Origin of the sequence: Maridesulfovibrio frigidus DSM 17176, from assembly GCF_000711735.1 — a bacterium.
Classification (GTDB): domain Bacteria; phylum Desulfobacterota; class Desulfovibrionia; order Desulfovibrionales; family Desulfovibrionaceae; genus Maridesulfovibrio; species Maridesulfovibrio frigidus.
On sequence record NZ_JONL01000001.1, the window covers coordinates 210,404 to 235,393 of the forward strand.

Annotated in this window: 24 protein-coding genes, 3 tRNA genes and 1 riboswitch; of the genes, 16 read left to right on the top strand and 11 right to left on the bottom strand. The window is 42.3% G+C overall.

What is annotated here, in order from left to right; translation table 11 throughout:
- Positions 1–101: 101 nt before the first annotated feature.
- The 3 genes from hisH to BR06_RS0100995 all read left to right on the top strand — a co-directional run bounded on the left by hisH (position 102) and on the right by BR06_RS0100995 (position 2,123).
- Positions 102–740, top strand: a complete 639-nt coding sequence (gene hisH / locus BR06_RS0100985; RefSeq protein WP_031479235.1) for an imidazole glycerol phosphate synthase subunit HisH — start codon at positions 102–104, stop codon at positions 738–740.
- A complete protein-coding gene (gene hisF, locus BR06_RS0100990) occupies positions 733–1,512 on the top strand; it encodes an imidazole glycerol phosphate synthase subunit HisF (RefSeq protein WP_031479237.1) in 780 nt (259 codons plus the stop codon). Before hisH ends, hisF begins: the two co-directional genes overlap by 8 nt.
- 269 nt (positions 1,513–1,781) lie before the next feature.
- Positions 1,782–2,123: a PAS domain-containing protein gene (locus BR06_RS0100995; RefSeq protein ID WP_031479239.1), complete on the top strand. Its 342-nt coding sequence runs from the start codon at positions 1,782–1,784 to the stop codon at positions 2,121–2,123.
- 276 nt (positions 2,124–2,399) lie between these two features.
- On the opposite strand, the gene BR06_RS0101000 is transcribed toward BR06_RS0100995, so the two are convergent.
- Entirely contained in the window at positions 2,400–3,512 is a 1,113-nt protein-coding gene (locus BR06_RS0101000; RefSeq protein WP_031479241.1) for a glycosyltransferase family 4 protein, read from the bottom strand.
- A 201-nt stretch (positions 3,513–3,713) separates the two neighbouring features.
- On the opposite strand from BR06_RS0101000, the gene BR06_RS0101005 reads away from it, so the two are divergent.
- Positions 3,714–4,313, top strand: a complete 600-nt coding sequence (locus BR06_RS0101005) for a phosphatase PAP2 family protein (protein ID WP_031479243.1) — start codon at positions 3,714–3,716, stop codon at positions 4,311–4,313.
- An 80-nt stretch (positions 4,314–4,393) separates the two neighbouring features.
- On the opposite strand, the gene BR06_RS0101010 is transcribed toward BR06_RS0101005, so the two are convergent.
- Both BR06_RS0101010 and BR06_RS0101015 read right to left on the bottom strand, forming a co-directional pair.
- A complete protein-coding gene (locus tag BR06_RS0101010) occupies positions 4,394–5,083 on the bottom strand; it encodes a TVP38/TMEM64 family protein (RefSeq protein WP_031479245.1) in 690 nt (229 codons plus the stop codon).
- Positions 5,080–5,820 (bottom strand): glycosyltransferase family 2 protein, encoded by a 741-nt coding sequence (locus tag BR06_RS0101015; RefSeq protein ID WP_031479247.1) that lies wholly within the window; start codon positions 5,818–5,820, stop codon positions 5,080–5,082. The genes BR06_RS0101010 and BR06_RS0101015 overlap by 4 nt, the downstream gene beginning before the upstream one ends.
- A gap of 86 nt (positions 5,821–5,906) precedes the next feature.
- Between BR06_RS0101015 and BR06_RS0101020 the strand changes: the two genes are divergently transcribed.
- The 5 genes from BR06_RS0101020 to BR06_RS0101040 all read left to right on the top strand — a co-directional run bounded on the left by BR06_RS0101020 (position 5,907) and on the right by BR06_RS0101040 (position 7,541).
- Positions 5,907–5,983: transfer RNA gene (locus BR06_RS0101020), tRNA-Met, on the top strand.
- Positions 5,984–6,203: 220 nt separating this feature from the next.
- Positions 6,204–6,536: a hypothetical protein gene (locus BR06_RS0101025; RefSeq protein ID WP_031479249.1), complete on the top strand. Its 333-nt coding sequence runs from the start codon at positions 6,204–6,206 to the stop codon at positions 6,534–6,536.
- Between the two features lie 19 nt (positions 6,537–6,555).
- Complete coding sequence (locus tag BR06_RS0101030) at positions 6,556–7,071, top strand: hypothetical protein (protein ID WP_031479251.1); 516 nt, start codon at positions 6,556–6,558, stop codon at positions 7,069–7,071.
- A gap of 97 nt (positions 7,072–7,168) precedes the next feature.
- Positions 7,169–7,245 (top strand) — tRNA-Met (locus BR06_RS0101035).
- 219 nt (positions 7,246–7,464) lie between these two features.
- Positions 7,465–7,541: transfer RNA gene (locus BR06_RS0101040), tRNA-Met, on the top strand.
- A 151-nt stretch (positions 7,542–7,692) separates the two neighbouring features.
- Here BR06_RS0101040 and BR06_RS0101045 read toward each other — a convergent pair.
- Both BR06_RS0101045 and BR06_RS0101050 read right to left on the bottom strand, forming a co-directional pair.
- Positions 7,693–9,048, bottom strand: a complete 1,356-nt coding sequence (locus BR06_RS0101045) for a phosphatidylserine decarboxylase family protein (RefSeq protein WP_031479252.1) — start codon at positions 9,046–9,048, stop codon at positions 7,693–7,695.
- 155 nt (positions 9,049–9,203) lie between these two features.
- Positions 9,204–9,824 (bottom strand): LysE/ArgO family amino acid transporter, encoded by a 621-nt coding sequence (locus tag BR06_RS0101050; RefSeq protein ID WP_031479254.1) that lies wholly within the window; start codon positions 9,822–9,824, stop codon positions 9,204–9,206.
- A gap of 102 nt (positions 9,825–9,926) precedes the next feature.
- Between BR06_RS0101050 and BR06_RS0101055 the strand changes: the two genes are divergently transcribed.
- The 7 genes from BR06_RS0101055 (at position 9,927) to BR06_RS0101085 (ending at position 16,908) form a co-directional block, all read left to right on the top strand.
- Positions 9,927–10,805 carry a LysR family transcriptional regulator ArgP gene (locus BR06_RS0101055; RefSeq protein ID WP_031479256.1) on the top strand — a complete coding sequence of 293 codons (879 nt, stop codon included), beginning with the start codon at positions 9,927–9,929 and terminating at the stop codon, positions 10,803–10,805.
- Between the two features lie 103 nt (positions 10,806–10,908).
- A complete protein-coding gene (locus tag BR06_RS19505; protein ID WP_051676854.1) occupies positions 10,909–12,621 on the top strand; it encodes a DUF389 domain-containing protein in 1,713 nt (570 codons plus the stop codon).
- A 183-nt stretch (positions 12,622–12,804) separates the two neighbouring features.
- Positions 12,805–13,101, top strand: coding sequence for a chorismate mutase (locus BR06_RS0101065; RefSeq protein ID WP_031479260.1), 297 nt, complete (start codon positions 12,805–12,807; stop codon positions 13,099–13,101).
- 49 nt (positions 13,102–13,150) lie between these two features.
- Entirely contained in the window at positions 13,151–13,588 is a 438-nt protein-coding gene (locus BR06_RS0101070; RefSeq protein WP_031479262.1) for an alanyl-tRNA editing protein, read from the top strand.
- A gap of 73 nt (positions 13,589–13,661) precedes the next feature.
- A riboswitch (ZMP/ZTP riboswitch) is annotated at positions 13,662–13,747 on the top strand.
- 50 nt (positions 13,748–13,797) lie between these two features.
- Positions 13,798–15,054: a serine hydroxymethyltransferase gene (locus tag BR06_RS0101075; RefSeq protein ID WP_031479264.1), complete on the top strand. Its 1,257-nt coding sequence runs from the start codon at positions 13,798–13,800 to the stop codon at positions 15,052–15,054.
- A 179-nt stretch (positions 15,055–15,233) separates the two neighbouring features.
- Positions 15,234–15,791 carry a manganese efflux pump MntP gene (locus BR06_RS0101080; protein WP_031479266.1) on the top strand — a complete coding sequence of 186 codons (558 nt, stop codon included), beginning with the start codon at positions 15,234–15,236 and terminating at the stop codon, positions 15,789–15,791.
- A gap of 154 nt (positions 15,792–15,945) precedes the next feature.
- Entirely contained in the window at positions 15,946–16,908 is a 963-nt protein-coding gene (locus BR06_RS0101085; RefSeq protein WP_031479267.1) for a YheT family hydrolase, read from the top strand.
- A 56-nt stretch (positions 16,909–16,964) separates the two neighbouring features.
- Here the strand turns inward: BR06_RS0101085 and BR06_RS20660 are convergent, their stop codons facing one another.
- The 6 genes from BR06_RS20660 to BR06_RS0101120 all read right to left on the bottom strand — a co-directional run bounded on the left by BR06_RS20660 (position 16,965) and on the right by BR06_RS0101120 (position 24,979).
- Positions 16,965–17,288: an Hpt domain-containing protein gene (locus BR06_RS20660; protein WP_031479268.1), complete on the bottom strand. Its 324-nt coding sequence runs from the start codon at positions 17,286–17,288 to the stop codon at positions 16,965–16,967.
- An 86-nt stretch (positions 17,289–17,374) separates the two neighbouring features.
- Positions 17,375–19,186 (bottom strand): methyl-accepting chemotaxis protein, encoded by a 1,812-nt coding sequence (locus BR06_RS0101095; protein WP_031479269.1) that lies wholly within the window; start codon positions 19,184–19,186, stop codon positions 17,375–17,377.
- Between the two features lie 483 nt (positions 19,187–19,669).
- Positions 19,670–19,972 carry a Dabb family protein gene (locus BR06_RS0101100; RefSeq protein ID WP_031479270.1) on the bottom strand — a complete coding sequence of 101 codons (303 nt, stop codon included), beginning with the start codon at positions 19,970–19,972 and terminating at the stop codon, positions 19,670–19,672.
- A 108-nt stretch (positions 19,973–20,080) separates the two neighbouring features.
- Positions 20,081–21,886, bottom strand: a complete 1,806-nt coding sequence (locus BR06_RS0101105) for a methyl-accepting chemotaxis protein (protein WP_031479271.1) — start codon at positions 21,884–21,886, stop codon at positions 20,081–20,083.
- A gap of 310 nt (positions 21,887–22,196) precedes the next feature.
- A complete protein-coding gene (gene ldhH, locus BR06_RS0101115; protein ID WP_031479273.1) occupies positions 22,197–24,353 on the bottom strand; it encodes an L-lactate dehydrogenase (quinone) large subunit LdhH in 2,157 nt (718 codons plus the stop codon).
- Entirely contained in the window at positions 24,353–24,979 is a 627-nt protein-coding gene (locus tag BR06_RS0101120) for a lactate utilization protein (protein WP_031479274.1), read from the bottom strand. The genes ldhH and BR06_RS0101120 overlap by 1 nt, the downstream gene beginning before the upstream one ends.
- Positions 24,980–24,990 lie beyond the last annotated feature (11 nt).

The window sequence follows — 24,990 nt, forward strand, 5'->3', positions numbered from 1 at the left end:
AGAACTGTATTATCCCTTTTGTACGCTTTCACAATCAGGCCGTTTGATTGCATTTTTTTTAGCGGACCAAAAGAGACATTAAACATAAGGGAGTCCATCTCATGCTGGCCATTCTTGACTATAAGGCTGGAAATCAAACCAGTGTTCAGCGCGCGCTGAATAAATTAAACATTCCTAACGTAATTACTTCTGATCCCGAAGAACTCTCCAAAGCTACCGGTATAATTTTTCCCGGTGTCGGTGCAGCCGGCCAGGCAATGGATGAACTTACTTCCGGCGGTCTTGATGATCTTTTAAAAGATTTAGTTGCACAGAAAAAGCCTCTACTAGGCATCTGTGTAGGTTGTCAGATTCTTCTTGATTACAGCGAAGAAAACGACACCAAAGCTCTCTCTGTTATTCCTGGAGAATGCAGACTTTTCAATCCTTCATGGGTTGATTACGAAGGAATTCCTATCCGCGTCCCACACATGGGATGGAATCAGATTGATCTTAAACAGGACTGTGTTCTTTTTAAAGATATCGATCCAGAAGCATATTTCTACTTCGTACACAGCTACTACCCTGCTCCCGAAGAACAGTTCATTATCGGTGAGACCACATATGGGCGGCCTTTCTGCTCTATGCACGGACGCGAAGGACTTTGGGCTGTTCAGTTCCACCCTGAAAAGAGCGGAACCCCGGGTCTAAAGATGATTTCCAATTTTTACAATTACTGCAAAGAGGTCAAAGATGCTTAGCAAACGAGTCATACCATGTCTTGATGTACGCAACGGAGTCCTCACCAAAGGTGTTAAGTTCGAAAATAACGTTGATATCGGCGATCCGGTCGAAACAGCAAAACGCTATTACGAACAAGGTGCTGACGAAATTGTTTTTTACGACATCACAGCATCGTCCGAAGGACGCGGAATATTTCTTGATGTAGTTGAACGTGTCGCATCTGAAATATTCATCCCATTTTCTGTAGGCGGAGGAATTAACTCTGTCGAAGATATGCGCGCGGTACTAATGGCAGGAGCAGAAAAAGTATCCGTGAACTCAGGCGCTGTTAAAAATCCCGACATCATCAGTCAGGGAGCTGCGGCTTTCGGTTCACAGTGTATCGTACTCGGAATGGACGTTAAACGCGTAGATAAATCCGAACAGATTCCATCCGGATTCGAAGTTGTAATCAACGGTGGACGCAAATTCATGGGGATCGACGCTCTGGAATGGGCTAAAACATGCGAATCTCTCGGAGCTGGCGAAATCTGCTTGAACTCCATCGACGCCGACGGTACCAAGGATGGATACGATCTTGAGCTGACTAAGCTAATTGCTACAAGCGTAACCGTACCAGTTATCGCTTCCGGCGGAGCCGGTCACCCAGATCACATGGTAGAAGCAGTAACTGAAGGTCGCGCAACAGCCGCCCTTATCGCTTCCATAGTGCATTACGGAGAATACACCATCCCCGAATTGAAAGAGCACATGGCTTCCAAGGGCGTAAAAACTCGCAGCACTTGGTAGCAATTTCAAAACTTACATATGCTTATTTAAAAGCCCCTCAAATTAACTTTTGAGGGGCTTTTTTTTGAGTTCATCTAGCTGAAACGAACTTCTTACAAAATCAAAGAACATGTTATAAAGACACGCCTCAAATTTGAGAACACTTTACATTATTACATTAACCCTGTTTAATTCCAGAATTACAAAAGGACATAAATTTAATAGGAGATGTAAAAAGGGGCATTTGTTTAGGCGACTACTTTATTAACCTGTATGCAAGGAGAAATGAAATGAGTTCTGATAATCAAGTTTGGGATAATCTGAATACTGCGGTGGTTATCTCTGACCCTGACTTCAATGTGACGTATGCAAATAAGCGAGCATTTGATCTTTTCGACGAATTAAAAATTCCCGGACTGGCAATTGGTTCAAACATGCACAGCTGTCACAAGCCAGAAACCATGGTCATTTTGAAAAAACTTTACCAAGACTTTGCAGACAAAAAAATTAAGCTTAACCACCTGACCATGGATGTCCCGGACGGCATTATCACTATTGTCAACGTCCCGTCTTACAATGGCGATGCTCTGGAATCAGTTGTAGAAATGGTTTTTGAAGGCCCCTTGGGCTAAATCTCTATGCGCTGAAATTCAGAAGCACTACGGCTACTGAGTTATGGTCAAATCAGTATCAAAAGACTTAGAGGGTTAACCTTCTAAGTCTTTTTTTGATTGCCCTGCGGGCTTTAAGAATAGATAATTTCGCCTTCGGCTGGACCAGAAGGCCCGCGGCCCTCTGGACTCCCATTTAAAGGGAGAGGAGTCTTTTTTGGGTGAAAGTTATTTTACTGTCTTTTTGTGGGGAGCGAATTGTTTTGGAGAGTTTTTTATTTTTTTATGACAAGATAATTATTTAGCTAGCATTTCTTTTACCATTTTCAAATATGGCTCTATTCCGCAGGGGATATTATCGTCCCATTCAAATTTGGTTTGGTCTTTTTGATTCACCGCTGTTTTGATCATATCTTTTAGTTTCATATAATCTGAGGGATCATCGAAAACTCTGTTCTCTGGAAGAAAATAGCTGCTACCATTATCGCGGGAACTCAACACGGGTAAACCGCAAGCTAGTGCTTCTAAAACAGAATTTGAGCACGCATCATAGTATGAAGCCAGAACAAATACATCTGAATTGCCGTAAAATTTAGGCATGTTCGTCACCTTGCCCAGAAATTTTACACGTTTTGCCACACCTAATTCTGCGGCCAGCGCTTCATACTTTGCGGAATTACGCCCGCCCGCAACATGCAGATGATAATTATCAGGCAACTGCGCTACGGCTTTGATCAGACTTGAGACGCCTTTCAGCGCAAAATTCGTTGTGGCTGTAGATATTACTATATCAGTATCGGACAAAGAAAATTCGGCCCGGCTTTCAATTCTCTGCTCTACGCTCGGTTTGGCGAAAAGAGAAAGGTCCGGCTTATTGTAAACCACCTCTATTTCCCGCTCACCCATGGCAGGGTGCGACTCAATCATCCATTCCTTAACATGGTGCGAAACGCAGACCATGCGACAACCTGAGGCAACCTGAGCCTTTTCAATATATTTGATAAGCAGGTTAACCAGTGCAGTACGTCTGCGAAACATTTTGAATTTGCGCGTAAATCCTTCGGCCCATGCTCTGCATGAAAGCTTCCAATATGATTCAAGAGGCCCGCCCCCTATGCGCAAGATATCTTGATTAAGCGATTTACCGAGGCTTATGCATAAATCGTAATTACCATTTTTACGCACTCTTTCTGCAGCAAGAACAAACCATAGCAACTTCCCCGCACGGCAAAGACCATAACGCCCGACCTTGATTACATTTACGCCGTGCGCAGGATCTTCTTCTGCGCGCGAACAGATAAAATCTACAGCATAACCTTGCTCAGCCAAAACCTGACTAAGATTATATCCAAATCGCTCAACTCCGCCATATCGGCTGAAGCGCGGTAGAATGATAGCTATTTTATTCATATTATATTTTAGAGAAACGGTATGTAATAATTCTGTTTTTATGATGACAAATAATTTATTATACGAACAAAGCGTCCCTTGCGAGCTATCGCTTATACTGATATTTGCCAATCTTAAAGACAAATATCATTACGCTATCGCGCGGAATGTTAATCGGAAATAGGCCACTTGCCAAGATAAACGGTTAATCAGGAGAAATAAGTGGGTTTTTTAACGCAAACTTTTGATATGCAATTCTTCATACTTGCCAACCAGATATTCAGAAAACACTGGTTAGATCAAGTAATGCCGCTGGTTTCTTCTGCCGCTCTGCTATGGGTAATCATACTTATAGCTACAGCATTCGGCGTTTACAAAAAAGGTCCGAAAATACTTATAGTGATGCTGGTCATCATCGCATCTATGGGAATTGCTGATTTCTCAACAGGGTTAATAAAAAAATCTATAGGCAGAGTTCGTCCTCTGAATTCACTGCCACTCACATATTTTCGTGAGGATGGTCAGTGGCAACGCAGACCGCTCGACTTTAAGCCATTAAAAGAAAGAGGCAACTCATACCCATCCGCTCACGCATCTAACTCAATGGCCTTTGCACTGATGTGCATGTTCTTTTTTCGCAAACTTCGCCCGTGGATGCTTTTTCTACCTTTATCAGTAGGATATTCAAGATTATACTTAGGAAAGCACTTCCCTACCGATGTATGCGCAGGCTGGGCCATGGGAGCATGTGTAGCTATCTCAGTATGGATAATCTGGGAAAATATAATAAAAGACAAACTTCCCGAAAAACTGAGACTATAACTTTACTTCAAAGCTTCAGCCAAAAAACAAAGCCCTGCCAGAAAATTCTGACAGGGCTTTTCTTATTAAAACTATCTAACTTACTCAACAACAGCTTCAGCTTGATTGCGATACTTTTGGTAGATTTTAAAACCTAACAAAGTCGACAATACAAACAGAATAACTGCCATGACCATCTGCATGGTTGATGAGACATTCACTCCACTTCCGAAGAGTGCGAAGACTATATTCTGCGGCAGGTATCCAATTGTGGAGCCAAGAATAAAAGGTATCGCGGGAATGCTGGTCACTCCGGCAAGAAGGTTTGTTATAACATTACTTCCCAGCGGGAAAAAGCGGATTGTGAGCGCCATATTAAATGGGCTTCGACTTAAAAAATCATCCACTTTCTGGATACGAGCGCCAAATTTGCTTTGAATAAACGAGCGCCCAACCAGCCGTGCATAGGTAAATGCAAATGCACAACCAAGCCCTGTGCCTATGGTTCCAAGCAGTGCTCCCAAAGCGAAACCGTACGCGTATCCACCCATAAAGCAGATAAGCTGACGCGGAAAACCGATAGCAGAAAAGAACGCAGCAATACCTATATATAGCATTACTCCCGTCATTCCGCGTGAGGTGACGTGGTCATCTATCCACTTGGTATCCAGAGCATCTGATAGCCCCGCATATCTTACCAGATAAACAGATAAAGCAAGCACCCCTAGCATTGTCAGCCCTTTTATAAGAGCTTTGATGCTTACTTTTTTATCACTTCTCTCGGATGTCATGAATTATCTTTTTCGCTGCTGCGCTCTTTAACTGAGTAGGAAAAATGACGGTTCTGCAACCAACATACGCCGAGAAGGTCAAGACCGCCAGCGATTGCCCTATCAAGTGTTCCGTACTTGGATTCACCCTCATGGCGTTCGCGGTGATTCACCTTAGTTTCCGCAACGGTGGCGCCCTGCATCTTCATAAGAGTCGGCAGAAAACGGTGCATTCCGTTAAAGCGCGGAATTGCGCGGACAGTTTCAGTGTCCATAATTTTTAAAGAACAGCCGGTATCTTTAACAGATTCTTTTGTAAGTTTATTTCTTACGGCATTAGCGAATTTGGAGCCAACTCTTTTGATCCACACATCTTTGCGCTTACCACGCCATCCGATAACCATCTTATATCCTTCGTTATAAAGGGAGAACATAGCCGGAAGATCTGCGGGATCATTTTGTAGATCAGCATCCATTGTGGCAACTCGCGGAGCACGGGCTTCATCAAAACCTGCGCAAAAGGCGGCGGACTGTCCTCTGTTTTCAGCAAATGAAATATATCTGGCAGCTTCGTAGGCTGTCGAAATTTCATTTAAAACAGCCAAACTTGCGTCCTTGCTGCCATCATCCACAAACACAACTTCATATGAAATATTAAGCGGCTCTAAGGCCGAATCAATTTCCTGCATCAGTTTTCGTAAATTATCCTGCTCATTATAAACAGGTATTACGAGAGATAGGTCGTAGTTTTTTGTCATATCGAGAGATGAGATAAGAAATATTAGTAATTTTGTAAATAGCTGTTGACAAGGAATGGGTCGAACTGTAGACATGCTCTCAGTGACGCGGGGTGGAGCAGTTTGGTAGCTCGTCGGGCTCATAACCCGAAGGTCGTAGGTTCAAATCCTGCCCCCGCAACCACAAAGATTTTTAAAAAAGGCTTAATCGCAAGATTAAGCCTTTTTTTTGGTCTATTGCGCCTTCATCAGTTGAAGATCATCCCACTATTCATGCCAATTAATTAGTTAATATCCACCAATATACATATACACTTATTAGTAAATAAAAACTTTACATATTCATCTATTTATTTTAATTATAACCAACAATGACACCATACACATATCAAAAGGTGATTGTTATGAAAGTTACGAAAATTATTTTTTTAATACTATTATTTAGTCCCCTAGTCTTTGCATCACCGGCTGCATCTAAGGATGTATATGTTGCTAGCCCTTACCCTAAATCAGATATTGCTGAAAGAGGACCAATTAACATTAATGAATCAACATTCTCACCATATTGGACCCCCCCAAAAAACCATCAATGTTATGTTCCAGAATGGATAATGAAGGAAACTGAACCACTAGAAGAATTGGTTAATGACAAAACGTACTCTGAAAAAGACTACTGCAGTAAAGCATACATAAGTAATCTCATTAGAGACATTTATAATAAATACAAAAATAAATAACCGTGCAGGGAGTATTATTATGAAAACATCAGTCCTTTTAACATTCATCTTATTTGCTACTATCTGCATTCCATCTGTGGCAATTTCCGACAATATTCCAGAAGAGTACCAACAAAAAATGCTTCAAAAAAAGTTCGAATCTGCCGTTGCAGTCGGTGAACAATTTTCTAAATTCAAAATAACACACTATAAGACAGGTGCAGAAGAACTTCAGCATCGAGTCGACGTACTAAAACAGCAATACTTCTTAAATTACGCCTTATTTGGGATTGTCCTCCTACTCGTTGCAGGCGGCTTTATTCTCGCTTGGAAGCAATTTGATTTCGACATGAAACATCGAGAGCAACACGGCCCGGCAGGACAAGCTCCAGCAAGCGAAGTTGAAATAGGCCCCGGTGGCCTAAAAATAAATTCTTCAGTTATCGGTTTAATAATTTTATTAATGTCATTTGCATTTTTTTCGATCTACATAACAGAAGTTTTCCCAATAAAAGTCATAAGCAGTAAGGCTCTAACAACAAACAGCACTAAATAGTCCCCTCTAAAAAAAGCTATATTTTGAATCTATTTCAAATATAGTTTTTTTTTACGTTGACACCCTACACGTTGGACTGTAGACATGCTCTCAGTGACGCGGGGTGGAGCAGTTTGGTAGCTCGTCGGGCTCATAACCCGAAGGTCGTAGGTTCAAATCCTGCCCCCGCAACCACAAAGATTTTACGATGAACCTAGTCGTCTGACAGGTTCTTTTTTTTCGGGAAGAATTAGCTGCTCTGAGATTTCAGAAAAGCTCCCGAGACAAGGTCCGGTTCACTTATGAGTTGAACTATTTTTTATTAAGACCTTGATAATATTCGAAATAATTTGCAAACATTAACATTTACTGTTGACAGCAAATGCGAGAATGTGTATTTATATTCTCAAGTGACGCGGGGTGGAGCAGTTTGGTAGCTCGTCGGGCTCATAACCCGAAGGTCGTAGGTTCAAATCCTGCCCCCGCAACCATTTAGACTTATTTAAAAAGGCTTAATCGCAAGATTAAGCCTTTTTTTTGTTTTACGATTTCCCTCTCACCAAGCAACCCCTTTTCTAAAGAGATTGCTTTAGTGAGCAGGATTATTTCTTCATCATTTTATATCGATATTTTTGAACAAAACTATTTCTTCGTCTTTTTGACCGTAGCAATTCTTGATCTTACTGGAATATTATTAGAATGAAGCCCTGGCTTCTGGCCATGCAAGTCAAATTCAAGATTCACTTCAGGCCGGAAAATAAGAGTATGCGTGGACCCTCCAAAATGGAACATACCAAGCTGATCACCCTTATTCACATGCTGTCCTTCGTAAACGGTAATTTCATTAGATGAAACTTCTGCCATTCCCACAAACATGACACCCATCAAGCCGATATCAGGATTGTCAGCTTCTATAAGAACCAATCCTCTAGCGGCAACTTGCGTAATATACCCTTGAGATTCATTCGGACCCGCAGGATCATATCCCATACTCTGAGCTTCTGCGTAGTATGAACCATCTATAATCTGAGTCTTCACAATCTTTCCGCTTACAGGACTATGCCAACGGTGATAGCTGAATGCGCTCAGGAAGGCCTGATACACAGTACCCCCGGCAAATTGCTTAGCAAGCTCCTCGTCTCCCAGCATATGCGCAAGAGAATAAGGCTGCGCCTTGATCCAGAATTTATCACGTAGCTTAACATTTTCAACAAGTCTGAATGGTGCTGATTCACATGAGTTACTGATGACATTGTCATCTTTAGGGGATGCTACCGGACGGCGTCCTTCACGAAAAACTCTGGTAAAAAAGTCATCCCATGAAGCAAAACCGTAATATTTTTCCTTCGGATTGCAGACAAAGTCTTTTGCAAAACCAGGCATTGCCTTTTTAGCTTCGCGCCCGAACCAGCCATTTTCAGGGTCATCGCTGAGAACGTAACGAGAATCAGCTGAACCGAGATATACGGACCACTGAGTCAAAATTTTCTTAAGCTGCCGATTCACCTTCTCATTCATGAAAGCGACAGTTCCAGCAGGAGTTCCCATCGGCCAGTCTAAAATAGCATTTAGAGGAAAGCCTACCAGTCCTGTTTTGTTAAATTCAGGAGCGCGCGTCATGATGGTATTCATGAGTTGCAGCATATGATTGTAATCCCGAATCTGTGGTTTACCTGTGGGGTCTTTATCATATGGTGGTTTGCGGGGAACCTGATTAAACATCTCAGTAAAGAGCATGAACAGTTCAGGATCGCTCTCGATCATATCTTTGAACTCCTGAATAACAGGAAGCAAGACAACTTTACCTGCGGCATCAGTCTCCCCAATGAGATCCGCGCGCCAGTCAGTTAAGACTTTCTGATCAGAAGGAAGCCACTTCCCTACCCGATATGGGGCTGTTTTTGAAGATGCATCCGCAAAGGATGGTTGCACTGAAAAAACAAGTAAAGTAACAAGAAAAATTGTAAAAAAGCCGACTTTATACACGTGCTTTTTCATAAATTGCTCCTTTTTAGTCAGTCATTGTTAATGATATTGTTCATGGCGAGCCATCGCGCCAATTTAACAAGTCAAAATAAACCTATAAGGTGAGTACTCTTTTCCTTTTAGCTTATTTTTATTAATGGGGGAATCGCTATTTCGACTATCTATAATCAAACACTCATAGCTTTTTCATAAAGTTTAAAAGCAATCACCCACATGGTCACGCCTACAAGTGTATCCAAGACGCGCCAAGTTATCGGCTTTTTAAAGAGAGGAGCCAATGCACGGCCTCCGAACCCCAATGTATAAAACCACACAAATGAGGCACTAACAGCACCAAACCCAAAGAAATACCTTGCGTCTCCAGAATATTGTCCGCTGATAGATCCAAGCATTACTATCGTATCTAAATATACGTGCGGATTCAGTAAAGTGATAGCGAGAGTAAGCATAATGATAGAGCGAACACCTGTGGTCGTGGCTTCCTCCGTTTCGAGCTTGCCACCTTTTATCGCGGACCTAAACGAACCAAAACCATACCACGCAAGAAATAGCGCCCCGCCCCATGCAGCAGGCTTAAGAAGCATAGGATTAGATGCGACAAGATCTCCTGTCCCAAACACGCCGAGCGAAATTAACACAGCATCACACAATGCGCATACCAGACAGACCTTCAAGTGGTGATTCTTTTTTATACTTTGAGTAAGCACAAAAGCATTCTGCGCTCCAATGGCTACAATCAACCCTCCTCCAGTTCCAAACCCCTGCAAATATGGTAACATCATCGACATTTATTTTCTCCGTTGTTTAAGTTGATGCGACCATAGGCAGTCAATTAAAATTAGTAAAATTAAATATTTTGATTTATTATTAATTTTGCTTATGATTGCCTCATGCTAGATTATAAATTTTTAGAAGCCCTTACGGCAGTGATTGAGGAAGGAGGATTCGACAAAGCCTCTGCAAAGCTGAATCTCACCCAATCGGCGATATCCCAACGCATTAAAAACTTAGAGGAACAAATCGGTCAGGTCCTAGTAGTCCGTTCTGTACCTCCTGAGCCGACTAAAGCTGGTCGCAAACTTATCAAACATCTACGAAAAGTCAGACTCATGGAGTATGAGCTTGCGGAAGACACTGGCCTTAACAAGCCAGATGATTTTATAGTGATACCGCTCGGGGTAAATGCGGATAGTCTGGCGACATGGCTACTTGATGCGTTGGATGATTTTTTGCACAAAAACCGTGTGCTTCTTGATATTTATGTGGACGATGAAAACCAGACACATGAGCTTCTTAAGCGCGGTGAGGTTGCCGGATGCATTGGTACGGACTCTAAAAAGCTAAAAAGTTGCAATAGAGAATACCTTGCAACCATAGATTACCTATGCGTTTGCACTCCTGAGTTTAAAAATAAATGGTTTAAGGATGGCTTTACCATAGATAATGTTACGAAAGCTCCAGCGGCGATGTTCAACCGCAAGGATGAAACTCAGGGCCAAATGTTAGCGGTAGCCTTTCCAGAAAAGCCAATAGCGCACCCTATCTTTTATGTACCGTCATCAGAATCATTTGTAGAGGTCATCCAGCGCGGATTTGCATATGGCATGATTCCAGAAAATCAAGTGCGAAAAAAGATCGATTCCGGTAAAATCGTTGAGCTTATCCCTGAAGTGCGGGTGTCTGTTCCTTTATATTGGCAATCTTGGAGTTTAGATACTCCTTTGCTAAAAGAGCTCAGCACCGCGCTTACTACTTTTTTTAAAAAGTAATAGTGAAACAAACTAAAAAGGGACGTGACACGGTTCTAATCCATTGCTATGATTAAAATATAAGCAAAAATTTAAGTACAAGTCGAAATCATACGGGGAAAAGATGATCAAGTTTATAAAAGAGGGAATCAACTACGTATTAACGTCGGTAAAAAAATTTTTTGTCGTATCAGAAAAGCGACGGGCAACAGTCCGTGATGACATAATTCAAGGCTCTGCCCCCAGAATGCTTTACTATGTACTGATGGGGATTTCCGCGATTCTCGCAAGTATAGGTTTGATACTCAACAGTTCATCAGTCGTCATCGGGGCAATGTTGATTTCACCTCTGATGACTCCTATTTTCGGAATATCTCTTGGCCTGAGCAGGGGTAATGTAAAATTACTCCGCGCAGCTCTCTTATCGGGAATTGGCGGAGCTGTATTAGCAATTGGTGTTTCCGGGCTGCTCGGGCTTCTCCCTTTCTCTTTTCACGTTACCCCGGAAATTATAGCGCGAACATCGCCAACACTGCTAGATTTGCTGGTAGCCGCTTTTGCGGGCCTTGCGGGCTGTTTAGCCATGATAGATGAGCGCATTAGCCCTGTTCTTCCCGGAATTGCCATGGCGACAGCTTTAACCCCGCCGCTTGCGACTATCGGCTTATGCATCGCTTTTGGAGCATATGCAGGCGCATGGGGAGCCTTCCTTCTTTTTTCCGCGAACTTCCTTACGATTCTAGCTGTCGCAACATCTATTTTCCTCGCTGCAGGCTTTGTTACAAAAAAAGAAATCGGCTCGAAATGGAATTTCCTAAGACGTTTCTCTCTTGCAATAGTCGGCCTGATCATAGTTGTAGTTATTCTCACACAGGCCCTATTTCACTTCGACCGTGACCGCAGGATAACTAAAGCAATTGAAACCGAAATATCCCATCTTTTAGACAGTATGGCTGGCGCCATGTTTATAAGTGAAACTCACAAAGTTAAAGATGGCGACGTAGGCATAGTTATTCACGTAGCTACGCCGTGGCCAATCAATCCCAATAGAGTTTTACTGCTCCAAAATAACCTGACAAGGGATGTTGGGCTAAATGCAACAGTAGTAATGCGCTGTTCGCTGACATCGGAAGTTTCCGCAACAGGTAATGCAAGATCTCTGGCTGCGACGAATTTAAACGGCGAACTTTTCAACCTAGATGAAAGCCTAGATCAACGAATTATCCGCGCGGTTGAGCAGGACATCCGAGAACAAATTCAGAATCTTCCATACGTAAATCTTCTGCGTACCGAATTGATTCGCAAAGATGGCGAAATCATAATCAAAGTATTCATTGATAACTCCGCGCCAAGTATGCCCGGCGTTGTGGCAACTGTTGAAAAATCAATGCAAGAAAGATTCGGATTCGATAATATGAAATTTATAATGAATGTAAGTAAAATCAACAGACTTAGCTCAAAGGGAAAAATTTTAATTGAAAAAGCTCATTTCAACCATGATTTGTCCGCAGCACAACAGGCATTGCAAGCCGAAGTTGAGAATTCCGTAAAAGAAGGATTTGACTCGCTGGGATCTTTCTTTGCTCAGGATGTAGATGCAATTATGGATAGCGATGGAAAATGGGAAGTAGTAGCAGTAGTGATAGGACCCAGAACAGTTGCCCCGGATGAGGTCAAAACAGTTTCCCAGTTGGTACAAAAACAAATTGGACAAGAGGTCCACATTAAAGCGCTATCCGAAACACGCATAATAGTAGGTAAAGACGGATACGAGACTTTACGTAGCTACACGCGCAAGCTGAAAGACGCGGACATTAGGAAGCTTACTACTGATTAGCTGTTAATTGGCTTTGAGTGGTTAGAATTGCGGTGAGTGTTTTGTTAATTGTATTAGATTAAAAGTTTTTTAATATCGGACAATTGCGCTTTTCGGAAAGGCTTAACTTTTTAGTTAAGCCTTTTTTAGTTGGTTTTATACCCGATTCATGACAGTTTCACGACGAAACGGCGGATGAAAATAATGAAAGACGCAAAAGACTGTGCAGATATGACGGAAATTAGGACGGCAATTGACAGCCTTGATACCAAAATTATTGAGTTAATTGCGCACCGTTCAGAATATGTACATGAAGCTGCTAAGTTTAAGGCAGATGAAAAAGCTGTCAGAGATTCAGCCCGCGTTCAAAAAGTTATTAATTCTAAAAAGGAATTAGCGACCAAACATGGAGCTTCTCCTGAATTAATAGGCGAAATATACAAATTAATGATTGATTATTTTATTAATGAAGAAATGAAAGAATGGAAATCCCGCAGTTAGTTTTCACTAAATCTGCAACATATTTATTTCACAACAAAAGGATTTTATCATGGGCAAAGATCCCCTTATTAGAATGCATACAGCAGAGCATATGTTAAATTCAGCAATGGATCGCAAATTTAAATGTGGTCGTTGTTTCAGTGCGCACATCAACAAGAAAAAATCTAAGTGCGACTACAAGTACAAGCGCGGCATGACTGACGAAGAAGCAGCTGAAATCGAGATGACCGTAAACGCGGCTATTTCAGCTAACCTTCCAATAACCGACGATCTTATGCTGACTGAAGAAGCAGAAGAGCTATTTAATCTGGAAAAACTTCCAGAAGACGCAGAGACTGTTAAAATCATCCAAATTGGTGATTTCGACACATGTCCTTGCATCGGTGAACACGTTGAGAACACCAGCGAAATTGGCGAATTCAAGATCGCTTCTCACAGTTTTGATGATGGCATTCTGCGTATCAGATATAAACTGGGCGCTGTTTAATAAATTTTAGCAGGCTTAAAAATCAGTTTACAGAGTTTAATTCTGTTGCTACTTTTTAGGCCTGCTATTTATACATACTCCGTGCAACTGGCGATCTTAAGTGGAATAAACCACGAGGAAACACGGAACTAGTTTTTGCCGCTCGCCTGGGCCACGTCACAAGACGTGCATCCTTTTCCTTTAACGAGGGAACAAACAAAGGAGTGCCCATGAATTCTTATCGCGATCTTCTCCAAAAATCAGACTCAGACATTTTTGCAGCCCTAGAGGGTGAAGAGCGTCGGCAACAAGCCGGCATCGAACTTATCCCATCCGAGAACTATACCTATCCTGAAGTCCTCTGTACATTAGGTAGCGTGTTTACCAACAAATATTCCGAAGGTTATCCCGGTAGACGTTACTACGGAGGTCAGAAATTCACTGACACCATCGAAGAAATTGCCAGAGAACGTGCAAAAGATGTTTTTCGTTGCGAGCACGCAAATGTACAGCCCCTTTCTGGGTCTCCCATGAATCAGGCTGTATACCTCGGCTTACTAGAACCAGGCGATACTATCCTGGCAATGGATCTTTCCCATGGCGGGCACCTGACGCACGGCGCACCAGTCTCATTTATGGGTAAACTATTCAACTTCATCCGCTATAAAACAAACCCTGTTGATGGTTCTATAGACTTTGATGATCTCCGCAAAACCGCGCTCGAACATAAGCCTAAGATGATTCTTTGTGGATACACTTCCTATCCTCGCGACCTCGACTATACTGCTTTCAAAAAAATTGCCGACGAAGTTGGTGCCATAACAATGACTGACGCTTCGCATTACGGAGGTCTGGTAGCTGGAAATGTTATGCGCAATCCGTTTGATTACGGATTCGATATTGTAACGACCACTTCACATAAATCCTTGCGAGGTCCACGCGGCGGAATCATTCTATGTAAAAAAGAATATGCTGCCCGAATCGACAAAGCGGTATTCCCCGGCCTCCAAGGCGGACCGCACATGAACACCATTGCGGGCATAGCCATCACTCTGAAAAAGGCCGCAGAACAAGATTTTCACAAATACGGGCTTCAAGTTCTCAGTAACGCTAAAACTCTTGCAACAGAATTAACTAAGGCTGGAGCACACCTTGTTACCGGTGGAACTGATAACCACATGATGGTTGTGGATACCGAAAAAAGTTATGGAATTGACGGCAAACTTGCAGAGGAAGTTCTTGATTCAGTATCAATAACAACCAACAAGCAGATAATCCCTGATGATCCTAATCCACCGCTTAAGCCAAGTGGAATCAGAATCGGGACCCCTGCCGCCACAACCCGTGGCATGCAAGATGCCGACATGGTCAAACTTGCGGGCTGGATGATTGAGACCCTTAAAAACCCAGAAGATCTGAATTTGGCGAAACAGACCAAGAGCGAGATTGAATCTTTCTGCTCGTCCTTCCCTGTTCCGGGACTCTAAATAAACTTTAAATATTGCCCGGAACTCTAATTGTTCATTTGAGTTCCGGGCTATTTATATAGATAGAAATTCCTTACCATATTTATGCGCTAAATTTTACTTAACAATTCCCCAGTTCCTATGTAGATATTTTGCTGCCCACTGAACCTTTACAAATCAATTAGACAAGAATCTTTCTTATGCCCTTATACGAAATAATAATAATCTCTGTAGCCCTTGCAATGGATGCCTTCACTATCGCTGTTGCATGCGGTCTCTGTATGTCTAAAGTTACAGGACGTCAGACTTTCAGACTCGCACTCAGCTTTGGTCTTTTTCAAGGTTTGATGCCGCTTTTAGGCTGGGCAGCCGGCCTTACGGTTAAATCCATGGTGGAGCTTTACGCCCCGTGGATTTCTTTCCTGCTATTATCATTTGTCGGTGGAAAAATGATTTATGAGTCTTTCCAAAAAGACGATTCCTGTGATGTTGACAAAGACCCCACAACGGGATTTTCACTTATATTCTTATCAGTTGCCACCAGCCTTGACGCGCTTGCTGTAGGTCTCTCTTTTTCCATTCTAGACTACCCAATAGTCATGCCCTCAGTACTGATCGGGATTACTGCTTTTGTACTAACGGCTATCGGAATACAGCTCGGTAGAAAATTTTCCGCAGCCTCTCGCTACAGCCATATAGCCGAACTAGTAGGCGGAATTGTTCTGATCATGATCGGACTTAAACTTTTGCTACAATAAGAGTTTTATATATAAAATCGAATAAAGATTCACTTCTGCTTTTGACACCAGCCAATCCTAGGTATATCTTTAATTAAATAGATTCACCTTTTTTCAATCATACACCACAATCTGGTTTCAAAGACGTAAACCAAAGGACGGATATTCTTACCAAATGCCCTTATTGCAGCCGCCGCCATTTAAACCAAAGTTCCCCCTCCAGTCCGGTCATCTTCAGACCATATTTCCACGGCTTTTCAGAAAAGTTTCTCTTCCACCTGTCATCAGAAGAAAGATCGACACCCCTGATGGTGATTTCTTGGATATCGATTGGCACCTGGCTGGAAGCACAAGACTCGTCGTAATTGCCCATGGGCTGGAAGGAAACTCACGAAGGCACTATGTACTTGGCATGGCTCGAGCGATGGTTCTTTCCGGATGGGATTGCATTACTTACAACTTTAGAGGCTGTGGTAGTGCCATGAATAAAAAAGCACAAATGTACCATAGCGGACAAACAGAAGATCTCCATACAGTTCTTGAATACGGACTTAAGCATGGGATATATGAAGACGCAGCTCTTATAGGGTTTAGTGTAGGTGGAAATCAGGTTATGAAATATTTGGGTGAAGCTCCTGAACTGGTTCCACCCGAAGTAATAAGAGGCATCGGAATCTCAGTGCCCTGCGACCTTACCTCTTCTGCAAAACAGCTGTGTAAGCCATCTAATATTTTATATAATCACTATTTTTTGCACTCACTTAAAAAGAAAGTAAAAGCTAAAAGCCTACAATTTCCGGAACTTTTTCCGCTGAAAAGATTGGCGGGTATCAAAAATATTATCGGATTCGACAACGAATACACTGCGCCAGTACACGGATTCAAAGACGCTTTTGACTATTATGAGAAAGCCTCATGCAAACAATTCCTGCACAAGATCAAGGTCCCATCCTTAATCCTGAACGCAAAGGATGACCCGTTTCTAGCGTCTGAATGTTATCCCATCGTAGAAGCACAAAACAACAATAATTTGTCGCTGCAAATCCCGAACTATGGCGGCCATGTCGGTTTTACCAACTTACCGCAAGAAAAACAGCTCTGGTCGGAAGGGCGAGCTGTTAGATTTTTAAACACCTAATACAAAAGGCCCGGAAGATTACTTCCGGGCCTTTTATATTAGGCCTATTTGAAATTTTATAAAAGACAGGTGAGTTCTCTTTTCAGCCTCATAAAATAGCAAGCCAAATGAGCCGGAGTCGTACTCTGCGCTCCGAGTTCTATATTCTTCGCTACTATGCTCATTTCTGCTAACCCCAGATTTGCAAGACTACCCTTAAGAGTGTGCGCTGTGATTATTATTTCATCAAAGTCTCCTTCATCAATAGCCTCATCAAGCCTATCCATGATAACTCGCAAGGAGTTTGTAACTTCTTTGACAAAAGCATCCAACTCCGTCGGATTCAATTTCAACTGATCTGTAAGGTACCTTTGAGCTATCTCTAATTGTTCACAAGCCACGACGCCTCCGGCCTAAAAGGATCTGGAGAATCTAAAAAGGGCTGAGACCTAATGGTCTCAGCCCTTTTACTTTAATTATTAATATATCAATCACCCTGTCTCAGGTCTTCGACTAACGCGAGCAGAATTTGAACTTCCTCAGACAGATTCTGAGTTCCCTCAGATGCCAGCTGACTGTTTCTTGTATTCTCTTCTGTCATTGAATCAATTTCACCGACACTGCGGTTAATCTCTTCCGATGTTGCTGACTGCTGCTCGGCAGCGGTTGCTATGGAGCGAACTTGATCTGCTGAATTCTTGGCCAAATCAACTATTTCACCAAGCATGTTCCCAGATTCACGAGAAAGGTCAGTGGCCTTTTCAACCGCAATTACGGTTGCATCCATACCCTGAACATTTTCACGTGCAAGCTTCTGAATAGAATTAATACTGCTTTCAACTTGGTCTGTTGCTCCAATGGTCTTTTCTGCGAGCTTCCGAACTTCATCTGCAACGACAGCAAATCCTCTGCCTGCTTCACCTGCTCTGGCTGCCTCGATTGCAGCATTAAGAGCAAGCAAATTTGTCTGGTCAGCAATATCATTAATGACACCAAGCACATTACCGATTTCGACGGACTCTGTGCCAAGTTGTTCCATTGTTTCCTTAAGAACTCCTGTCCTCTGCTGAATGTCGGTCATGGCGTCAACGGTTCCCTGAACCATCTTGGCCCCTTCAGTCGCCTTCGCCATGGACATTTCAGAGCTTTCATTTGTCTCAGAAGCGTTTCGTGCAACCTCAAGAACAGTCGCATTCATCTCTTCCATTGCAGTTGCAGTTTCAGCTACTCGTTGCTTCTGGAATTCACTACCACTCAGGATCTCATCAGCACTGCTTGTTACTTCATCAGTAATTGTTGAGACACGGTCAATTACACTCTGCAATTTTTCGGCTGCAGCGAGCATACCTTCCTTCTTAGCGCCTTCAGCACGCTTTGTGGCTTCTTGAGCCTCAGCCGCTGCGGCCTTTGCAATTCGAGTCTGATCCTGAGCTTCCGCGCTCTTAACCTTAATACTTTCGATATTTTCAGATAATGTCGAAACCATAGAGTTAAGTGCCATCTGCAAGGTTGAGATTTCATTTCGACCTTGAGGGTCAAGACTTACATCGAGATTACCCTCTGCAACAGCGGTTGCAGCATCAGTTGATTCTCGCAATGGAGTCACAATAGTCCTGATCAAGTACAAACTCAAAGGCAGGATCAATATAAGGAATATTCCCCCTGCTCCAATTACTATCTTCATGGTGATGGCATCAGCGCTAGCATTCATAGCTCCGCCAATACGTTCTTTTTCGCTATCGATATTATCGATGTATACGCCAGTTCCTATCCATAGGTCAGTTCCGGGAATCATCTGAGCATAACTTATCTTAGGCTGAATTCCAGCCCCGGGCTTTTCAAAGTCGTAGGCTACGTAGCCTCCGCCATTGTGCGCAACCTTATCCAGTTCCTGAATAACGTATAATCCATTTTGGTCTTTAAGCCCCTTAAGATCCTTACCCTGTAAAGACTTCTTGGGTGGCATAACCATATTTACGGTTCCCTTATAAACGAAAAAGTAGCCAGAGCTATCCTTTTCATACCTAATAGGATCTAAAGCATGGCGTATGAATTCAAGTCTCTCATTATCACCCTTAATAATCTTCAACTCTTCGCCAAGCGAAAGAGCCATACTCTTAGTCGCAACTAAAACCTTATCTTTCTGGTCTGCAAGCATCACTTTTTGAGTTTCACTTACCCCGTACTCAGTAATATCCCTAATGGCACCAAGAAAAAGAGCTCCGGTAACCACTAGAAATACAACCATAAGAGCCAACAGAAAGAAAAATCTGGATCCGATTGATAAATTTTTAAACATAGGACCCCCTCCCAACTAAATTATTATTTAAGAAAAACATCAGAGGGCTCCAATAGGCCGCCAAACTCTGAAAACTGAGTAGAATATACACGACTTAGAGGTTTATTAATAGTATTTTATTTTAAATACAGGGACTTTAAAAAATATATTTATTTAGCTTCAAGCAATACATTTTTATGTGGAAACTCAACTATGCAAGCTTCCAACAATCAAAAATTGCCTATAGTTATTTTATAATTTTAATAACAAGCAATCTTTTAATCTTATAAAAAAATTTACATAAGCTATTAATGATTACTAAAGAAGATGAATACACTGCAAATCAATAATGAATTCGCCCCACACCGCAAGTGAGTAAGCACTCGCTACAATAGTATATTAATTGCACTCTCTTCATTGTACCGTTAATGGCAAATACAAAATAAAAAAGGCGTTGGAAGTTAATTAACTTCCAACGCCTTAAATCTACTTTGCTAAAAACTATTAAATTACATAATCAACAGCACTTCTTGAAGCTGCGACCTGCTTTATAAATGATCCGCATTCCTGATGTAATGGATGAGTTTGATAAAAATCAAGATCCTGTGTCGTCTCAAATTCAGAATATAAAACAACGCTGCAATCAGGAATTGCACCAAAAGTGTCTACGCTGACTTCAATATGTTTGAGACCTTCAATTTTACCAGACAGGTTTTCTAACATTTCTTTCATTTTCAACCCATTTTCAGCCGCGGTACCGCCCGCGGCTTCATCCTTCAGTGTCCACATAACAATATGCTTAATCATTAAAATACTCCTGATTTTTAAAAAAAATAAACATCTAAACTGCAAAGAAGGCAGTAAAGAAAAGACCACTAGCCCCTATTATATCAATTCTTCTCATAGACAGAGAAGTTACGTTCTTAACTCTTCTACCAAGGAAACAAGAGCATCAACTTCTCCAGAAAGGTCTTTAGCACCTTCAGCAGCTCGCATACTACTTCTTGCGTTATCCTCAGTCATGGAATCAATTTCTCCAATACTGCGGTTAATCTCTTCTGAAGTTGCAGACTGCTCTTCTGCTGCTGTTGCAATAGACTGAACCTGTCCGGCCGCATTTCCAGCAAGCTCTACAATTTCTGCAAGAACTTCCCCTGAAGACCTAGAATGCCTAGTAGCCTCACTGATAGCCTTAACAGCTATCTGCATTCCTGAAATGTTCTGCTTAGCAAGAGACTGAATTAAAGCAATACTCTTTTCAACTTCGTCTGTAGCGCCGATGGTTTTCTCTGCAAGCTTACGAACTTCGTCAGCAACAACAGCAAACCCACGTCCAGCTTCACCAGCCCGCGCTGCTTCGATAGCCGCATTAAGTGCCAGCAGATTTGTCTGATCCGCAATGTCATTAATTACACCTATAACTTTACCGATATCAATAGACTGAGTGCTAAGCTTGCCCATCAATTCTTCGAGTTCATTGGTCTGTGTTTGAATTCTAACCATTGACTCGATCGTACCCAGAACAACCTGCTGCCCCTCAGTTGCTTTATCTTTTGTATCTTCAGTATCCTGATTGGTCTCTGTAGCATTTCGTGCAACTTCCAGAACTGTGGCATTCATTTCTTCCATTGCCGTCGCAGTTTCTGTAATACGCTGCTTCTGGAAATCACTACCAATCATGATCTGGTCTGTACTTTCTTCAACATTTTTAGAAATCTCAACAATATTTTTTAATACAGACTCCAACTTGTCTGCAGCCATATGCATACCTTCGCGCTTTGCACCTTCTGCCTGCATCCGCGCTTCATTCGCTTCCTCCGCTGCCAGTTTAGCAACGCGAGTCTGTTCTTCAGCCTCTGCACCTTTTATTTTAATATTCTCTAAATTAGAAGACAAGGTCACGACCATATCATTCAACGCATTTTGTAGGGTAGAAATTTCGTTCTTACCTTGCGGGTCAAGCTGTACTGTCAAATCACCGGAAGCAACTTTTGTTGCGGCATCGGTAGAATCCTGAAGAGGGCTGGTGATTGACCGGACCATAAAAATACATAGTGGAATAATCAAGAAAAGCAAAATAGCGCCAACGATCATAACAATCTTAATCGTTCCCGATTTAGCCGTGCTAATCATCGCACTGCTGATACGATCCGCTTCTACATCAATATTATCAATATATACGCCTGTTCCAATCCACATATCTGTGCCAGGTATCAAAAGAGCATAACCAAGTTTCGGCTGAATTCCCTTACCGGGCTTATCGTAAACGTAGGAAACAAATCCTCCGCCAGCGTTTGCTGCACGGTCGAGCTCCTGAACAAAATAAACGCCATTTTTATCTTTAGCCCCTTTTAAATCCTTACCTTGAAGCGATTTCTTGGGAGGCAAAGCTACATTGGTTGTCCCTTTATACACAAAGAAATATCCAGACTTATCATCTTCAAATCTAATTTTATCAACAGATTTTCTTATAAATTTAATTTTATTGTCCAGCCCAGGAACATCTTTCAAATCTTCGCCTAAAGAAAGAGCAATTGTTTTAGTGGCGACTTTAATTTTAGCTTTTTGATCTGCAAGCATAACCTTCTGAACTTGATTGACTCCATAATCGGCAATTTCTTGATTCTGCATCATAAACATAGAGCCACTTAAAAGCAGAAACAAAAACATTGTCACTAGAAGCAATATAAATCTGCCTCCAATAGATAAATTCTTGATCATAAGGTTCTCCCTTTCAAATAAAATTACAAATCATTTCAAATCCATAACAAACTAATAAAGAAATGTTCAAATCAACCTATAACCTAATTAATCGTCATGTTCAAAAAAAAGGATTAGTAATTGCCCAAAAAAGGCTTTCCCACCGGGCGAGCGAATGGAAAAGCCTTGATCATGCGGCAGAAGACCCGATACTATTCAGTTGCGAGGTGAAGGTGTCGGTTTTGGAGGCAATGTCTATTTATGCCGCTCCGTTGAAATTTGAACCCCCGACTGCCATGCTAAGCTGCAAGGCCAGCCGAGGGAATTAAAACTATTTTCTGCGCTCAGCTATAAGCTCTGCTACGTGTTTTACTTCAATATCAAGACCATTCTTATTTGCTCCACCGCGAAGCTGCATTACGCAACCGGGGCAGTCTGTAAGAAGAACTTCTGCACGGGTCTCTTCTACGTTGTGCATTTTCTTTGAAAGAAGCTGTTCTGATATTTTAGGAAATTTTACAGAGTAAGTTCCACCAAATCCACAGCAGACTTCTTCTTCAGCACATTCAATATATTCAAGCCCTGCTTTAACCATCAATTCGCGAGGAGCGGCTTTAACGTCCAGCCCTCTGCAAAGATGACAAGGAGCGTGATAGGTAACTTTATCACCTTTAGTCTGTCTGAAATCAGCCTCATAAATCCCGACAACATCATTCATAAATGAGCTGTAATCAATGACCTTATCTGCAAATTCCTGAACGCGAATGGCGTACTTAGGATCATGTCCGAGCATCTTAGGATAGTTATGTTTGAGATGTGATGCGCAGGATGCACACATGGTCAAAATATACTCGCAGTCTGAATTTTCAAATGCTTCCATGTTCTGGATGGCAACGTCACGCCCTGCGACCTTCTCACCCATCATCTGAAGCGGTAGTCCACAACAGGACTGATCCATCGGATATTCAAGTTCAACACCCTTGCCACGCATACTTTCAACGGTTGCGACAGACTGTTCTGGGTATACAAAATCCTGAACACAGCCGGAGAAAATCGCGACTTTATATTTAGGATTAGCTGTTTTTGCAGGCTTAACTTTTGCCCACATATCCCTGAATGGAACTTCTGCAACTACAGGTAGTGATCTGAAATCGTGATCCGGCGCAAAGATCATCGGTAGATGACGAAGGAAACCGTCATTTCCTGCTACAGGTTTCTGAGCATATTTTGCAATGCGCAGGAACTTATGGAACAGTTTGCGGTTTTTCATCATCTTTCCAAGAAGCGCGGATGATAGCGGATGCCCTTCCTCGTCCTGAATTCTGGCGTGAATCTCTTTAATCAATCCTGGGAGATCTATGCCGCCGGCGCAAATTTCTTTACAGGCCCCGCAGTTAATGCAGTTCTGTACAAGATTCTTAGCCTTATCAGTTCCGTGGAAGAAGTAAGTGAGAATGAGGCCGATAGCCCCTATATAGATATGGCCCATCTTGTGGCCGCCGACCATGCGATAAACAGGACAGACATTGGCACATGCTCCGCAGCGAACGCATTGTAGCACTTGAGCGAACACCGGGTCTTTAGCGAGAGCACGTCTTCCATTGTCCAAAAACACGAAGTGCACTTTCTTCCTGTCATCCTCAGCCACGGCACACTCGTTAGACCCGGTGATCCAGGTAACATAAGAAGTGATCGCCTGCCCTGTAGCATTACGAGGCAAGGCTCTGAGAACGCGTAAAGCGTCATGTAATTTTGGTGTGAGCTTATCAAGACCCATCAGAGCAACATGAACTCTTGGCAAAGTGGTAACGAGTCTAGCGTTACCTTCATTAGTTACGATACCGATGGTTCCAGTCTCCGCGATTGCGAAGTTACAACCAGAAACACCCATATCGGCTTCAGTAAATTTCTGGCGCAGTTCCCGACGAGCAACTTTAACAAGCTTCTGAATATCAGCATCCTGCTTTTTGCCAGTTGCATCGGTAAACGTATCGCTGACCTGATGACGGGAGAGATGAATAGCGGGCATAACCATATGGCTAGGACCTTCATGACGAAGCTGGATGATCCACTCACCTAGGTCAGTTTCGACAACTTCAAGGTTCTCAGCTTCTAAATGGTGATTTAGAAGAGTTTCCTCCGCAGTCATTGACTTAGACTTCACAATTTTTGTGCAGTTTTCGTCTTTTGCGATACGGGCAATGATTTCATTAGCTTCTTGCGCATCTGCAGCTAAGTGAACAACAGCGCCGTTCTTTTCTGCTTCTTCTTTGAACTGAGCGTAAAGCTCATCCATATTCGCAGTGGAACATGCTTTTGCTTCAGCAATATCTTTTATCAGTGCTTTATCATCAATTTCTTTGAAGGCATTTGCCCTGCTTGCACGATAGGCAATGGCAAAATTGTCCATTGCGGTCCGCAGAAAATCGTCACCTAAAGCTTCTCTGACCTGAGTTTTATACTCTTTAAAACTTTTAGCATCCTGCATTATTTGTCCTCCAAAAGAAGAATATGAAGTTCCAACGGTCCATGTACACCGATGGCAAGAACGCGCTCGATATCAGCAGTACGGCTTGGGCCAGTAATGAATGCGGTGTAATCGCAACTTCTCATGCATTCTTCCATGTAGGATTCAAGCGCATACGAATCTGCAACAATCTTGGATTTTGGTAGTACAGCAACGTGAACTTCGCTGATCATTGTTGCTATTCTGAGCTCTTCACTGCGGGAGTTAAGGACAATAGTTCCGGTTTCTGCAATGCCGTGATCGGCAAAAGTAAACCCGATATCGATGCCACCTAAGTGTTTGCGGAGTCCGTCTTTCAGAAGCTGAAATCCATTCTCTACGCACTGTTTCTCAAGGGCGGAAAATTGTTTTTTATTGAGAGCAGGAGCAGCAATTGTTTTACCAAATTTGGTTTCACAAAGTGCATCAGCTTTATCTGAGAGCGCTTCTTCACACCCTGAAACTAGCAATTTGCAAGCTTCTTTTTTACCGCAAAGATCAATTGTATACTGATAGGCTTCAGCTAACGACGAAACCTCTGACACTACGGCCGAGACGAGTTCGGCTTTTTCAGTGAAAAGTTTGACATTTTCGCTTTTGACTGTCATTTTTTCTCCAC